Annotated in this window: 10 protein-coding genes; 3 read left to right on the forward strand and 7 right to left on the reverse strand. The window is 65.1% G+C overall.

Annotated features, from left to right (window positions below; translation table 11 throughout):
- Nucleotides 1-5 precede the first annotated feature (5 nt).
- The 4 genes from PI87_RS19010 to PI87_RS19025 are packed head-to-tail and all read right to left on the reverse strand — an operon-like array spanning nucleotide 6 to nucleotide 6,036.
- Nucleotides 6-3,185 carry an efflux RND transporter permease subunit gene (locus tag PI87_RS19010; RefSeq protein ID WP_039599281.1) on the reverse strand — a complete coding sequence of 1,060 codons (3,180 nt, stop codon included), beginning with the start codon at nucleotides 3,183-3,185 and terminating at the stop codon, nucleotides 6-8.
- Nucleotides 3,186-3,196: 11 nt separating this feature from the next.
- Complete coding sequence (locus PI87_RS19015) at nucleotides 3,197-4,387, reverse strand: efflux RND transporter periplasmic adaptor subunit (RefSeq protein ID WP_039599282.1); 1,191 nt, start codon at nucleotides 4,385-4,387, stop codon at nucleotides 3,197-3,199.
- 24 nt (nucleotides 4,388-4,411) lie between these two features.
- A complete protein-coding gene (locus tag PI87_RS19020) occupies nucleotides 4,412-5,695 on the reverse strand; it encodes a TolC family protein (RefSeq protein WP_039599283.1) in 1,284 nt (427 codons plus the stop codon).
- Nucleotides 5,695-6,036: a hypothetical protein gene (locus PI87_RS19025; protein WP_039599284.1), complete on the reverse strand. Its 342-nt coding sequence runs from the start codon at nucleotides 6,034-6,036 to the stop codon at nucleotides 5,695-5,697. Before PI87_RS19025 ends, PI87_RS19020 begins: the two co-directional genes overlap by 1 nt.
- 198 nt (nucleotides 6,037-6,234) lie before the next feature.
- On the opposite strand from PI87_RS19025, the gene PI87_RS19030 reads away from it, so the two are divergent.
- Both PI87_RS19030 and PI87_RS19035 read left to right on the forward strand, forming a co-directional pair.
- The gene (locus tag PI87_RS19030; RefSeq protein ID WP_039599355.1) at nucleotides 6,235-6,909 is read left to right on the forward strand and encodes a heavy metal response regulator transcription factor; all 675 of its coding nucleotides are present in this window, start codon (nucleotides 6,235-6,237) and stop codon (nucleotides 6,907-6,909) included.
- A complete protein-coding gene (locus tag PI87_RS19035; RefSeq protein ID WP_039599356.1) occupies nucleotides 6,906-8,324 on the forward strand; it encodes a heavy metal sensor histidine kinase in 1,419 nt (472 codons plus the stop codon). Before PI87_RS19030 ends, PI87_RS19035 begins: the two co-directional genes overlap by 4 nt.
- Before the next feature lie 5 nt (nucleotides 8,325-8,329).
- On the opposite strand, the gene PI87_RS19040 is transcribed toward PI87_RS19035, so the two are convergent.
- On the reverse strand, nucleotides 8,330-8,692 hold the full coding sequence (locus PI87_RS19040; RefSeq protein ID WP_039599285.1) for a DUF2917 domain-containing protein: 363 nt from the start codon (nucleotides 8,690-8,692) through the stop codon (nucleotides 8,330-8,332).
- A 343-nt stretch (nucleotides 8,693-9,035) separates the two neighbouring features.
- On the opposite strand from PI87_RS19040, the gene yddG reads away from it, so the two are divergent.
- Nucleotides 9,036-9,980: an aromatic amino acid DMT transporter YddG gene (yddG, locus tag PI87_RS19045; protein ID WP_039599286.1), complete on the forward strand. Its 945-nt coding sequence runs from the start codon at nucleotides 9,036-9,038 to the stop codon at nucleotides 9,978-9,980.
- A 37-nt stretch (nucleotides 9,981-10,017) separates the two neighbouring features.
- Here yddG and PI87_RS19050 read toward each other — a convergent pair whose 3' ends face one another.
- Complete coding sequence (locus PI87_RS19050) at nucleotides 10,018-11,529, reverse strand: M20 family peptidase (protein ID WP_039599287.1); 1,512 nt, start codon at nucleotides 11,527-11,529, stop codon at nucleotides 10,018-10,020.
- Between the two features lie 186 nt (nucleotides 11,530-11,715).
- Nucleotides 11,716-13,410, reverse strand: a complete 1,695-nt coding sequence (locus PI87_RS19055; protein WP_039599288.1) for a methyl-accepting chemotaxis protein — start codon at nucleotides 13,408-13,410, stop codon at nucleotides 11,716-11,718.
- Nucleotides 13,411-13,617: the final 207 nt, after the last annotated feature.

A 13,617-nucleotide genomic window follows, 5' to 3' on the forward strand; every position in this document is an offset into this window, starting at 1 on the left:
GCCCGCTACGGCGCACCGGATGGCACCACCGCATCCGCCTGCGCCGTTGCCCCCTCCCGCCCGTCATCACGTCGATAGGCCAACCGGTACAGCACCGGCAACACCAGCAGCGTCAGTGCGGTCGACGACAGAATCCCGCCGATCACCACAGTCGCCAACGGGCGTTGCACTTCAGCGCCGGTGCCGGTTGCCAGTGCCATCGGCACGAAGCCAAGCGAAGCCACCAACGCCGTCATCAGCACCGGGCGCAGACGCGTCAGCGCCCCTTCCCGCACAGCCTCGTCGACTGACTTGCCGTCTTCACGCAGGCTGCGGATGAAGCTCAGCATCACCAGCCCGTTGAGCACCGCCACGCCAGACAGCGCGATAAAGCCCACCGCTGCAGAGATCGATAGCGGAATGCCACGCAACGCCAGCGCCAGGATGCCGCCCGACAGCGCAAACGGAATGCCGGAGAACACCAGCAGGCCATCCTTCAGGTTGCCGAACATCATGAACAGCAGCAGAAGCACCATGGCCAGCGCCAGCGGCACCACGATCTGCAGGCGCTCGGTGGCGGACTGCAACTGCTCGAACTGGCCGCCCCACGCCATCCAATAGCCGGTCGGCAGACGCATCTGTGCATCGAGCACGGCCTGGGCCTCTTCCACGAATGAAGCGATGTCGCGCCCGCGCACATTGGCGCTGACAACGATGCGGCGCTTGCCGTCTTCGCGGCTGACCTGGTTGGGGCCCGTGACCTCGTTGAGTGTCGCCACGTCTGACAGCGGCACGTAGCCCTGGCCGTTAGGCAACGCGAGCGGCAGACGGCCGAGCGCGGTTGGGTCGCTGCGCAGGGTTTCCGGCAGGCGCACGACGATGCCGAAGCGCCGGTCTCCCTGGAACACCGTACCCGCATCCTTGCCGCCAATGGCCGCCGACACGGTGTCCTGAATGGCGCCGATGGACAGCCCATAGCGTGCTGCCTTGTCGCGATCGATATCGACGTTCAGGAATGGCAGACCGCCCGTCTGTTCGATCTTCACTTCAGCAGCGCCAGACAGTTTTCCGAGTTGCGCGGCCACGATCCTGGCCTGCGCTTCGAGCACGTTCATGTCGTCACCGAACAGCTTGACGGCCACGTCGCTGCGCACGCCAGAGATCAGCTCGTTGAAGCGCAGTTGAATCGGCTGCGAGAACTCATACGCGTTGCCGGGCAATGCCTCCACCGTCGTGCGAATGTCGGCGAGCAGTTGGTCTCGGCTGCGGCGCTTGCCGTCGGGGCCGGCGGGCCAGTCTTTCTCTGGCTTGAGCATGATGTAGCCGTCGGAGATGCTGGGCGGCATCACGTCGGTGGCGACTTCCGCCGTGCCAGTGCGCGCGAATACGCGCTCGATCTCGGGGAATTTCGCCTTGAGCGTGCGTTCAATCTGCATCTGCATGTCGAGCGATTGCGCCAGCCCCGTGCCTGGCACGCGCATCGCCTGGATGGAGAAATCGCCCTCGTTCAGGTTGGGCACGAACTCCGCGCCCAGGCGCGTGGCAGCCACCAGCGAAACGGTCACCGCCACGGCTGCAAAGGTCAGCACTACAACGGGCGCGGCCAGTACACGTTCGAGCAGCGGCGCATACATCCGGCGCGCCCAGCCCATCAGGCGGTTCTCCTTCTCCGCCACGCGCTCGCCGATGAACAGCGCCACCGCCGCCGGCACAAACGTGATGGAGAGGATCATGGCTGCGGCCAACGCCAGCACCACCGTGATCGCCATCGGGTGGAACATCTTCCCTTCCACGCCGGAGAGCGCAAAGATCGGCAAGTACACGACCATGATGATGAGCTGGCCGTACAGCAGCGGGCGACGCGCTTCGCGGGCGGCTTCAAACACTTCTTCAAAGCGCTCGGCACGCGTGAGCGGCCGGCCACGGGCCTCCTGCGCATGGGCGAGGCGCCGCACGCAGTTCTCGACGATCACCACCGCGCCATCGACGATGATGCCGAAGTCCAGCGCCCCCAGGCTCATCAGGTTGGCACTCACCTTGGCCGACACCATGCCGCTGAATGTCATCAGCATTGACAGCGGAATCACCAGCGCGGTCAGCACCGCTGCACGCAGGTTGCCGAGGAAGAGGAACAGCACCGCCATCACCAGGATGGCGCCTTCCAGCAGGTTCTTCTTGACCGTGGCGATGGCCTTGTCGACCAGCACAGTGCGGTCGTACACGGATTCCACGCGAATGCCCGCCGGCAATGTCTTGCGGATCTCTTGCATGCGCTTATCCACCGCCTGCGACACCGTGCGGCTGTTCTCACCCATCAGCAGGAAGGCCGTGCCGAGCACGACTTCGCGCCCGTTGCTGGTGGCCGCGCCGGTGCGCAGTTCACTGCCGCTCTCGATGGTGGCCACGTCACGCAGGCGCACCGGCGTGCCATTGGGGCTGGCGAGCACCACGTTGCCGATGTCGGCTGCATCACGCAACTGGCCGGGCGCGCGCACGAGGTATTGCTCGCCCTTGCGCTCGATGTAGCCGGCGCCGACGTTGGCGTTGTTGCGGTCCAGCGCGGCCACCACATCGGCCAGCGTGAGCTTGTACGAGGCCAGGCGTTCGGGGCTGGTCGCCACCAGGAATTCACGGGCATTCCCGCCGATGGTGTTCACCTCGGTCACGCCCGGCACGTTGCGGATCTGTGGGCGAATCACCCAGTCCTGCAGCTCGCGCAGGTCAGCCGGCGTGTACGCGGTGCCGTCTGGCTTGCGCGCGTTGGCGTCGGCTTCAACCGTCCAGAGATAGATCTCGCCCAGGCCGGTGGAGACCGGGCCCATGGTCGGCGCCATACCTGCGGGCAGTTGCTCCTTGGCGGCCTGCAGGCGTTCACTCACCAACTGGCGTGCGAAGTAGATGTCGGTGCCTTCCTTGAAGATCACCGTCACCTGCGACAGGCCATAGCGTGACAGCGAGCGCGTCTGCTCCAGCTTCGGCAGCCCGGCCATGGCGGTTTCCAGCGGATAGGTGACGCGCTGCTCCGTCTCCAGCGGTGAGTAGCCAGGTGCCGGCGTGTTGATCTGCACCTGCACATTGGTGATGTCGGGCACCGCATCGATGGACAGGCGCGTGTAGCTGTACGCGCCGAATGCGGCGGCGGCCAGCACGGCCAGCAGCACCAGCCAGCGTTGCGCGATGACGGTGCGCAGAAGGCGTTCAAACATGGCGCCTCCTCTTAGTGGCCGTGGTCGGCGGACTTGCCGGCTTCGGCCTTCAGCACGTAGCTGTTGGCGGCGGCGTAACGCGTGCCGGCTGGCAGGCCTTCGAGAATTTCCGTCCACGTGCCATCGGTACGGCCGGTCTTGACGGGGCGTACCTCAAAACCCGTCTGCACGGGTACGAACACCGAGGGCTTGTCGTCGACGGTCTGCACGGCATCGGCACGCACGGCCACGGGCACCGGCACACGACCGGACTCGACCGATACGTTGACGAACATGCCCGGACGCCACGCCAGCTTGGGGTTGTCGAGCGTCACGCGCGCGGGCGCCGTACGCGTCTGCTCGCCCAGCAAGGCGCCCACGTACGACACCTTGCCCTGCACGGATGTGCCGGTGGCAGTGGCATGCACGGTGGCGGCGGCGTTGGTGGTCACCGCTTCCAGGTCCTTGGCAGTGATGGAGAAATCTGCCCACACGGTACGCAGGTCAGCCACGGTAAAAACCGCGGTCTCAGCCTGCACGGCCTCACCTTGCGACAAGTGCTTGGCAACGACCACACCGTCAAACGGCGCGCGCAGTTCAAAGCGGTTGAGTGCCGCCCCTGATGGCGCCGCACCGATGGCCGCCAGCTTCTGACGCGCGTTGTCGGCCGCGATGCGCGCCTCCTGCAACGATGTGCGCGCCTGCTGGTAATCCTGTTCGGCGGCAATGCCCTGCTCCCACAGGCGCTTCTCGCGTGCGTGGGTTTCCTGTGCCAGCGCCAGGCGCTGTTGCGCAGCCTGCAGTTCACTGCGTTGGTCCGACAACGCTGGGCTCGACAGCACCGCGAGCAGTTGGCCCTGCTTCACGGGTTGCCCCAGTTCCACCACCACCTTCTCGGCCACACCGGCCACGCGCGGCACCACGTGCGCGGTGCGGTCTTCGTTCAGCTTGATCTCACCGGGCAGGACGACTTCCGTGCGCAGCTCCGTCGCACCCGCCGTCTCCATGCCGATCTTGGCATTGGCGACGGCCTCGGCCGTCATGGCAAGCGTCTCGGCGTGCGGCGCTTCGGCCTGCTCTGCAGCGGCAGGCGCAGGTGCCGCTTCAGCTTCAGCAGTGGCGGCCTGGCGGGCGCCCATACCGAACCACAGCCCGGCGGCGGCCAACGCGCCCAGCACGACGATGAGCGCGATGGCGCGCCGTTGTTGCGGTGGAAGTGTCATGTCAGAAGAGAGTGGAATGCCGGATCACCGGCCGAGAATGCGATCGATGCCGGCCGCCGCCTGATGCGCGCGCGACAACGCGGCGAGGTACTGCGCACGCGCCTGGAACAGCGTGCGCTGAGCATCCAGCACATCGAGAAAGTTGAACTTGCCGGCATCAAAGCCGATGCGTGCGGCGTCATAGGCGCGCTGCGCACCGGGCAGCACATCCTGGCGCAATGACTGCACCGCCGTGCGCGCTGCATCGAGCCGCGCGACGTCTTGCGCCAGCGTGGCGTTCTGCTCAAGTTGCAGCGCGCGATAGTCTTCGAAGGCCTTGTCGGCCAGGCGCTGTGCTTCGAGCAGGTTGCCTTGGTTTCGATCGAACAACGGCAGCGGCACGGCAATGCCGAGCACCGCCATGTTGTTGTTCGCGCTGCTGTCGCGTTTGGCCCCAACGCTGACGGTCACGTCGGGCACGCGTTTGCTGCGCTCCACGTTGGCCAGCGCCTGGCGGCGGTCGATCTCCAGACGGGCGCGCACGGCGCGAGGGGTGTTGTCCAAAGCGTTCGTTGCCTGGCGCGCTTCGGCCGGCACGATGGGTAGTGTCTCTGCGCTGCCGTCAGCTTCCGGTGCCGCAGCAGCGCCGCCCCAGAACGCAGACAAGGCACGTTGTGCGACCAGCAGTTCGGCACCGGCATCACGCAGTTCGATGGCCGCGCTGGCACGCGCCACACCGGCCTTGGTCTGTTCAACCGGCGACACCTTGCCCGCCTGTACGCGACGCGCCGCTGCCGACTCGGCCTGCGCGGCCAATGCATCAGAGGCCCGCGCCAGCGTCAGGCGCTCTTGCGCGATCACCAGATCGAAAAACGTACGTGTCACGTCGGCGCGCAATTCGGCGCGCAGCACGGCAGCATCCTGCGAAACAGCATCACGCCCCAATTCGGCCGCACGCGTGCGGGCCGAACGCTTGCCGCCCAACTCCAGCGGGATATTGAGTTGCGCCGTCATGGTGGCGCGGTTGCGGCGCACGTCTTCGGTGGTGAAGGCGGCTTCGGGATTGCGCAGGCGGCGCGCCTGGTCCAGAGCGCCTTCACTCGCGGCAACCTCGTAGCCGGCGGCCGCCAACGCGGGATGCGTCTGCATGGCGCGTTCAACCGCCTGCTGCAGCGTCACGCGTTCGGTCTGGCCGACCACCACATCGGCACGCCCAGATTGGGCCACCGGGGTGATAGGGTCAGTTACCGCCACGGCGGCCAAGGGAGCGGCCAGAAGACACGCAAGGGCCGCTCCAACGGGCCGGTAGAGCCAGGGCTTGCGATGCATCACACGAGGGCGCCGTCGGTGTACGGGTTGCGCTCGCGCGGGCCGCGCGTGTCGGTCAGGCCACCATCGGTGTACGGGTCACGCGGGCCGATGCGGGCTTCGAGCATGGCTTGTGCGGCAGCACCATCGGTGTACGGATCGCGTGCGCCGGTCTTGGCACCGTCGGTGTAGGGGTCACGCGGGCCAGCCTTGGCGAGCGGCGCGGCCATCGACTTCACCTGTGGGTGACCGCAGGCGTCGTGATGGTCTTGCGCAGCCACGGCAGCGCCGGAAGTCAACAACGCAGCCAGTGCGGCAGAGGTGGCCAGAGGCAGCAGTGCACGTTGGAATCGAATCGCCATGATGATCTCCTAAAGAAACCTGACACCAGCAAGACAGGAAGGGGGCGGTGTCAGTGCGGCCAGTCTAGGGAGGGGGTCGCCACGCCGGCATGACCTGAACATGACAAACTTGTCATCTTCGGCCCCTGGGCCGGGGTTTTGGCATATCGTGGCGGCATCGGCAGCCAAGGCGGGCAAGACACGTCCGCAACTTTCATCATGCGACTGCTTATCGTTGAAGACGAGCCCAAGGCGGGCGACTACCTCCTGAAAGGCCTGACGGAATCCGGCTTCGTGGCCGACCTCGCCCGTACTGGCCCCGATGGCCTCTTCCAGGCCATGGAACACGACTACGACCTGATCGTGCTCGATGTCATGCTGCCGGGCATGGACGGTTGGCAGGTCATCCAGCAGTTGCGCCGCCACAAGAGCACGCCAGTGCTGTTCCTGACCGCGCGCGATGATCTGAACGACCGCCTCAAAGGCCTGGAACTGGGCGCCGACGATTACCTCGTCAAACCCTTTGCCTTTGCCGAATTGGTCATGCGCGTGCGCACCATCTTGCGGCGCGGTCCGATGCGCGAGAGCGACGTCCTCGAGATTGCCGACCTGACCATCGACACCATCAAGCGCCGCGTCACGCGCGCCGGCCGCAAGATCGACCTGACCGCCAAGGAATACGCACTGCTGCACCTGCTGGCGCGCCGCGCGGGCGAAGTGCTGTCACGCTCGCTGATTGCCTCGCAGGTGTGGGATGTGAACTTCGACAGCAACACCAACGTGGTCGACGTGTCGATCCGCCGCCTGCGCGCCAAGATGGACGACCCCTTCGAGCACAAGCTGATCCACACGCTGCGTGGCATGGGCTACGTGCTGGACGAGACGATCCGCTGATGGGCTGGCCTGCGTCGCTCGCCAGCCGGCTGGTGCTGGCCTTCGTTGTGGTGGCTGCAGTCACGCTCACGGCAGCCGGCGCGTATCTGGACTACGCACTCAACGCCCAGTTGCGCGCCACCGACGATGCCATGCTGCTCGGCAAGATCACGCAACTGCGCCACCTGGCCAGCGAGGCAACCAGCGCAGACGATCTGACACGCAATGCGCACCGCTATACCGACGTGGTGTCGGGCCACGACGGGCTGATCCTGCGCATTGCCATGCCGGAAGGACGCACGCTGGTGGAAGTGAACCCCGAAGGCGAACAGGTGACGATGCCACGCGTGGTTCAGGCGACTGCGCCGCCAACGGAATCGTCCGTGCATACATGGACGTCCATGACGGGCATCACGTCTCGGGCGGTGGCGGCGGAGGCATGGCTTGGGCAAACGGGCACGAAGGTCATCGTGCTGGTGGCGCAGGATGGCGACAGCCGTGCCGCACTACTGGCCAACTACCAGCGGCACATCGTCTTTGCGGTGATTGGCGGTGTCGCTGCCGTGGCGCTGCTGAGCCTGTTGCTGGTGCGTAGCACATTGCGGGGCCTGGAACGCATCGGCCGGCAGGCGGCGGCAGTGGTGCCCAGCCAACTCGACACACGCCTCGCACTTGAGGGGGCGCCGCGCGAACTGGCGGACCTGATGGCCTCGCTCAACGCCATGCTCACGCGCTTGCAAGACGGCTTTGCGCGGCTCTCGCAGTTTTCGGCAGACCTGGCGCACGACTTCCGTACACCGCTGGCCAACCTGGTCGGTCAGACCGAGGTCACGCTCGCCCACCCGCGTACGGTGGAGGAGTACCGCAGCGTGCTCGAATCCAACCTGGAGGAATACGCGCGCCTGTCGCACATGATCGAAGACATGCTGTTTCTGGCACGCGCTGACCACGCGCGCGTGGCGCTGTCTGTGGCGCCGTTGGATGCGCGGCACGAGATTCAAGTGCTGGTGGACTACTTCGAGGCCGTGGCCGCCGATCGCGACATCGCCATCCACGTCACCGGCGATGCGCAGGTGCACGCAGACGCGACTCTGCTGCGCCGGGCGATCAACAACCTGCTGGACAACGCACTGCGCTACACGCCAACTGGCGAGCGCATCGACGTCGTGGTGGAGCACTTACCGCAGGAGATCGGCATTGCCGTGTGCAACCCGGGGCCGACCATTCCGGCCGCCAATCTGCCGCTGCTGTTCGAGCGGTTTTACCGGGGCGACCCCTCACGGGCACAATCCGTGGCGCAATCGAGCCAGTCCACAGGGTTGGGACTGGCCATCGTGAAGACCATCATGGACCTGCACGGGGGTACGGTGCAGGCCAGCAGCACGCCCGATGGATCAACCGGGCGGACTGAGTTCCGGCTGGTGTTTCCGGCTTAGTACCCTCAGGTACCAATCCGCAGAGCCGACGGTGTACGCGTGGCATCACGCCCGTCGTCGCGCAGAACCTGCCGATAGGCGGCGGCCACCAGCTGGCCAATGAAGCGCAGCAGACGGCGCGGCGCGTTGATGTCTTCTGTTACGGCAAAGCGCGCCGCCACACCGTCTACGGGGTCGCCGGAGAGCCAGAAGCGCACCCCCGCCGGTACGTCAATCGATTGGCCGGGCTTGAGCCAGATGTCCTGCAACTGGTGCTCTTGCGTGACCCACAGCAACCCGGCTTGTGCGGCGATGGTTTGGGTCCGTGCCGACCGCCAGCTCACCGGCACGCCCGGCCGGTCCAGTTCGAAGATCCTGATTTCGCGCATGATGGAGACTCCTTGTGCCGGGGTTCGTGGTGGATTTATTAGATAGTGGGCACTGCTGGTCGGCACAACCCCATCTTGCGCGGCGCATCAAGGCATTGACATGAACAGTTGTGAACAGTTTTGCTGAACTGTTCAGCATCTTTCACGAACACTTCAGATCACGGCCGGGGCCTGCGGGTCCGATTGTTAAACTGGCCGCCCATCGCCCCTTTGCCCATCAAGCTTCCCCGTGGATACCCTACCGTTTCGGCCAGGGCCGCGTCCGGCTGGTCAGGGTGGAACGGGGTGTGGTAGGTATAGACAGTATTGACTTCAGATCGAGCAATCCGTGCAGGCAAGCGTTATGCAAAGCAAAAGTAAGGCAACACTCATCGGGCTCATCGCGGTGTTGCTATGGAGTTCGATCGTTGGCTTGATCCGCGGTGTCAGCCAGAACCTGGGGGCGGTGGGCGGCGCCGCCATGATCTATACGGTGGCGTCGGTGCTGCTGGTGTTCTCGGTGGGCCTTGGCAACCTGAAGACCTTTCCCCGGCGCTATCTGTTGTGGGGCAGCCTGCTGTTCGTGTCCTACGAGCTGTGCCTGTCGCTGTCGATCGGCTATGCCAACAGCGGCCGGCAGGCGATCGAGGTGGGGATGGTCAACTACCTCTGGCCGACGTTCACGATGCTGTCGGCCATTGCATTCAACAAGCAGCGGGCGAATGCCCTGATCGTGCCGGGCGCGTTGGTCTCCATCCTGGGGATCTGCCTGGTGCTCGGCGGCGACCAGGGGCTGGATATTGCCGGCATGGCCGCGAACGTGAAGGACAACCCGCTCAGCTACGGATTAGCCTTTGCGGGGGCGGTGATCTGGGCGGCGTACTGCACAGTCACCGCCCGCATTGCCGAGGGCAAGAACGGCGTCACGCTGTTCTTCATGCTGACGGCGCTCACCCTGTGGATCAAATTCTTCGCCACGGGCGGCGGCGCGATGCACTTCAGCGTCTCGGCGGTCATCTACCTTGCGCTGGCGGCGTCCGCCATGGGGTTCGGTTATGCGGCCTGGAACGTCGGCATCCTGCACGGCAACGTCACGGTGCTGGCGGGTGCGTCGTACTTCATCCCCGTGTTTTCTGCGGCGCTGGCGGCCACGCTGCTGCATGCCCCGCTGTCGTTCGCGTTCTGGAAAGGCGCGTCGATAGTGGTGGCAGGGTCGATCCTGTGCTGGCTCGCTACGCGTGGGCGGCGCGCAAAGGCACCGTCCACGCCAAAGCCATCACACGAGCAACAGAGCGCCCACGGACAGTGAGCGCTGAGCCGGTGCTCGTGCCTGAACGGCCTGCGCTTCAGCCCGCCGCCTGCTGCACCAGCCGGTGGTAGAAGCGGATCAGCTCGACCAGGTTGGCCTCGGTAATCCGCTCATTCGTGCCATGAAAGCGCGGCAGGTCTTCCGGCTTGGCGCGCACCGGTGAGAAGCGATACACGTGGTCGGCAATGCCGATCATGTGACGCGAATCCGTTGCACCGATCATCAGCCCCGGCGCCACCACCGTGCCCGGAAACAGCTCACGCACCGTCTTGTTGATCAACTGATACGACGTCGATTGCGTGGGCGACACGGGCGACGCTTCGCTCACGCCGGGCAAGGGGCTCAGCTCGAACTTGCCAGCGGGCGCAGCGGCCTTGGCGGCACTCTCCACGTGCTCGGTCACCGATGCCACGGTATCGCCCGGCAGCAGGCGGAAATTGACGATGGCTTCAGCGCGGCCGGGCAGCACGTTGTCTTTGTTGCCGGCCTGGATAACGGTCAACGCCGTGGTGGTGCGCAGCATGGCGTTGGAACTGGCAGATGCCTCCAACTGTTTCTGCACCATCGGGCCGAACAGCCACAGGTTAGACAGCGCGACACGGCTGAAGCCTTGCATCTCAGGCGCCAGTGTCTGGAACATCTCTTGCGCCACGCCACGAATGCCGGCGGGCAGTTGATCGTCGTCCAGACGCTTGAGCGCGGCACTCATCATGGCAATGGCGCTCTGGCCATGCGGCGGCGGCATCGACGAATGCCCCGGCGTGGCCGACACCTTGAGCTGCATCGACAGGAAGCCCTTCTCCGCCACGCCGATCAGCGCCGCCGGCTTGGTCAGCCCCGGCAGCACACCTTCGGTAATCAGCAGCCCTTCATCAATCACGAAATCGAGGCGCTCGCCGCGCGACTTGAGCAGCGCGGCAATCTGCTTCGCACCACGGTCGCCACCCACTTCCTCATCCGCACCAAAGGCCAGATGGATGGTGCGGCGCGGCTTGAAGCCGCTGGCGGCCAGCAATTCGATGGCCTCCATCTGCGAGATCAGGTTGCCCTTGTCGTCCCACGCGCCACGGCCCCAGACCATACCGTCCTTCACCACGCCGTCGAAGGGCGGTTGAGTCCAGTCGCCTTCCGTGCCAGGGGCGATGGGGACGACGTCCTGGTGCGCCATCAGCATGATCGGCGACAATGACGGATCAGAGCCCTTCCAGGTGTAGAGCAGCGCGAAGTCCCCAACCTGCTCGCGCTGCAGCGCCGCATGCGCCTTGGGGTAGCGCGCTTCGAGCATCGCGTGCAGTTGGCGGAACTGGTCGGCATTCAACTGCGCGTCGGTGGCGCTGGATACGGTGCGCGCACGCACGGCCTCGGCCAGGTGCGCCGCAGCCGCCGGGCCATCCACAGCCACCGGCGTGACAGCAGGTACATCGAGCTGGCGCGAACTGTGCCGCCACGTATTAAAGGCCACGTAGGCCGCCAACACCACCACCACTGCGATGACGAGCCGCAACAGCCGCCCGATCACCGCACCACGACGCTTGAACGACGCTTTCATTGGGTCTCCGCTCCTTGAAGGTGAACAGCCTTCGCCCGGCATGCGTGCACCGGACGTAAGGCGCCAGTATCGCCGGAGTCGCGTGCGTTCGGGGCGGTTCCGAATACGCCTTCAAAACGGAAAGGGCCGGTTCCCCTTTTTCAGGGAACCAGCCCCGTTTTCGGGCCGTTGCAACCGCTGGAGCTGTCAGCCCAGCACAGCCGCCCGGTCAATGCGGAACACCGACACCACCTGCTTGAGCCCCTGGCTCTGCTCTTCCAGCGAATGCGCGGCCGCCGCGGCCTGCTCGACCAGTGCGGCGTTCTGCTGCGTCATTTCGTCCATCTGGCTCACGGCCAGGTTGACTTGGTCGATGCCGGAACTCTGCTCGTGCGATGCCGCTGCAATCTCGCCCATCAGGTCGGTCACACGCTTGATGGCCTGGCCGACCTCGGCCATGGTGTTGCCGGCCTCGCCCACCAGCTTTGCGCCCGACTGCACACCGTGTGCAGATTCCTCGATCAGTGCCTTGATCTCCTTGGCGGCGGACGACGAACGCTGTGCCAAGCTGCGCACCTCGCTGGCAACCACCGCAAAGCCGCGCCCCTGCTCGCCAGCGCGTGCGGCTTCCACCGCTGCGTTGAGTGCGAGGATGTTGGTCTGGAAAGCAATGCCTTCAATGAGCGCGGTGATCTCGGCAATCTTGCGCGAGCCATTCTCGATCTCGCCCATGGTCTGCACGACCTTGCCGACCACCTCGTTGCCCTGCGCTGCCACCTCCGATGCCGTGTTGGCCAGCGCGCTCGCCTGCTTGGCGTTCTCAGCGTTCTGGCGCACAGCGGTGGTGAGTTCTTCCATGCTGGCGGCGGTTTCTTCCAGCGACGAAGCCTGCTCTTCCGTGCGTGAAGACAGATCCAGATTGCCCGCCGCGATCTGGCTGGTGGCCGAGCTGATCGACTCTGCCTTCACCAGCACGCCGCCCACCGTGCGTACCAGGGCTTGCTGCATGGTGCGCAGGCTGTTAATCATGACGCCCATCTCGCCGCTGACCTGCAACTCGATGTGCCGTTGCAGATCACCGCCGGCAATGTGTGAAAACTCGTCGATGGCCGCATCGAGCGGGCCCATGATGGCGCGATAGGTCTGCCACAGCATGGCGGCCAGCACCAGCATCGACACCGCCAGCAGCACGTAGATCACCTGCCCCAGGCGCTCGGAGCGTTGCCACGCGGCAGCGACCTGCTTGGCGGTGCGCTCGTCGAGCATGGCGAAGAACTCGTCCACCGGCCGCATGATCTTCGCCTTGTTGACGTGGTACGTGCGGTCATGCATCAGCTTGCGTGCCATCTCCAGATCCGGCGTGCCGGTCTTGGTGAAGCCACCCTTGCCGTCATCAAACTTGCCTTTGACGGCGTTCATGGCGATGACTTCGGTGTTGACCAGCGCATCGGAGTTGCGCTTGGCCTCTTCCAGCTTTTCCATTTCGGCGTCGGTAAAACCGGCCTGCTTCATCAGCGTGATAAGCGGCGCGGTTTCGCCGTCGGGGCGTGGCGCTTTGTCGTCGGCAGCCACGAAGTCCCAGTAGATGCGCTCGTAGTGCTGCGGGCGGGCGCGCTTGCCGTCACGAATGTCGAGAATGGCCAGGTACTGCTGTTCGTAGCGTTCGTCACCGGTGACGACGTAGGTACGGGCCAGCCGTGTGAGGTCGTCGGAGCTCTGGCGCAATTCGGTGGCCAGCTGGTTGGCTCGGTAGCGGTTTTCGTGTGCCTTGTTGAGGGCGTCTCGGCTGTTGTTCAACGCCATGACCGTCGCCACGATCATGGCCATCAAAATGGCGAAAATTCCCGACAACAGCATGAACCGTTGCCGGATGGAAAATCCGCGTGCGCGTGCCTTGCTCATTTGCAGTCCTTGTCTTCCCCAAAATCAAAACGCTGTCGCGCGATCTTTCCGTCATGCACATCGGACGAAAGCTTGGGCGCGGCAGTCCGGACGAGCCAAACGGCAAGCCCGGTGCGGGCTTTAGGTCGATCAGGGTATGTACGGCCACCAAGTTGCGAAGTCGCGCCTCGGCCGGCAGGAAGCAAGCGATTGCGTTGCGGATGCGTC

It is taken from the genome of Ralstonia sp. A12 (genome assembly GCF_000801955.1).
In the GTDB taxonomy this organism is placed as follows: domain Bacteria; phylum Pseudomonadota; class Gammaproteobacteria; order Burkholderiales; family Burkholderiaceae; genus Ralstonia.

Excerpts from the sequence above, each read along its gene's own strand:
- PI87_RS19025 (WP_039599284.1), bottom strand. The coding sequence starts at position 6,036 with ATGGCGATTCGATTCCAACGTGCACTGCTGCCTCTGGCCACCTCTGCC.
- PI87_RS19055 (WP_039599288.1), bottom strand. The coding sequence starts at position 13,410 with ATGAGCAAGGCACGCGCACGCGGATTTTCCATCCGGCAACGGTTCATG.
- PI87_RS19030 (WP_039599355.1), top strand. The coding sequence starts at position 6,235 with ATGCGACTGCTTATCGTTGAAGACGAGCCCAAGGCGGGCGACTACCTC.
- PI87_RS19050 (WP_039599287.1), bottom strand. The coding sequence starts at position 11,529 with ATGAAAGCGTCGTTCAAGCGTCGTGGTGCGGTGATCGGGCGGCTGTTG.
- PI87_RS19015 (WP_039599282.1), bottom strand. The coding sequence starts at position 4,387 with ATGACACTTCCACCGCAACAACGGCGCGCCATCGCGCTCATCGTCGTG.
- PI87_RS19020 (WP_039599283.1), bottom strand. The coding sequence starts at position 5,695 with ATGCATCGCAAGCCCTGGCTCTACCGGCCCGTTGGAGCGGCCCTTGCG.
- yddG (WP_039599286.1), top strand. The coding sequence starts at position 9,036 with ATGCAAAGCAAAAGTAAGGCAACACTCATCGGGCTCATCGCGGTGTTG.
- PI87_RS19040 (WP_039599285.1), bottom strand. The coding sequence starts at position 8,692 with ATGCGCGAAATCAGGATCTTCGAACTGGACCGGCCGGGCGTGCCGGTG.
- PI87_RS19010 (WP_039599281.1), bottom strand. The coding sequence starts at position 3,185 with ATGTTTGAACGCCTTCTGCGCACCGTCATCGCGCAACGCTGGCTGGTG.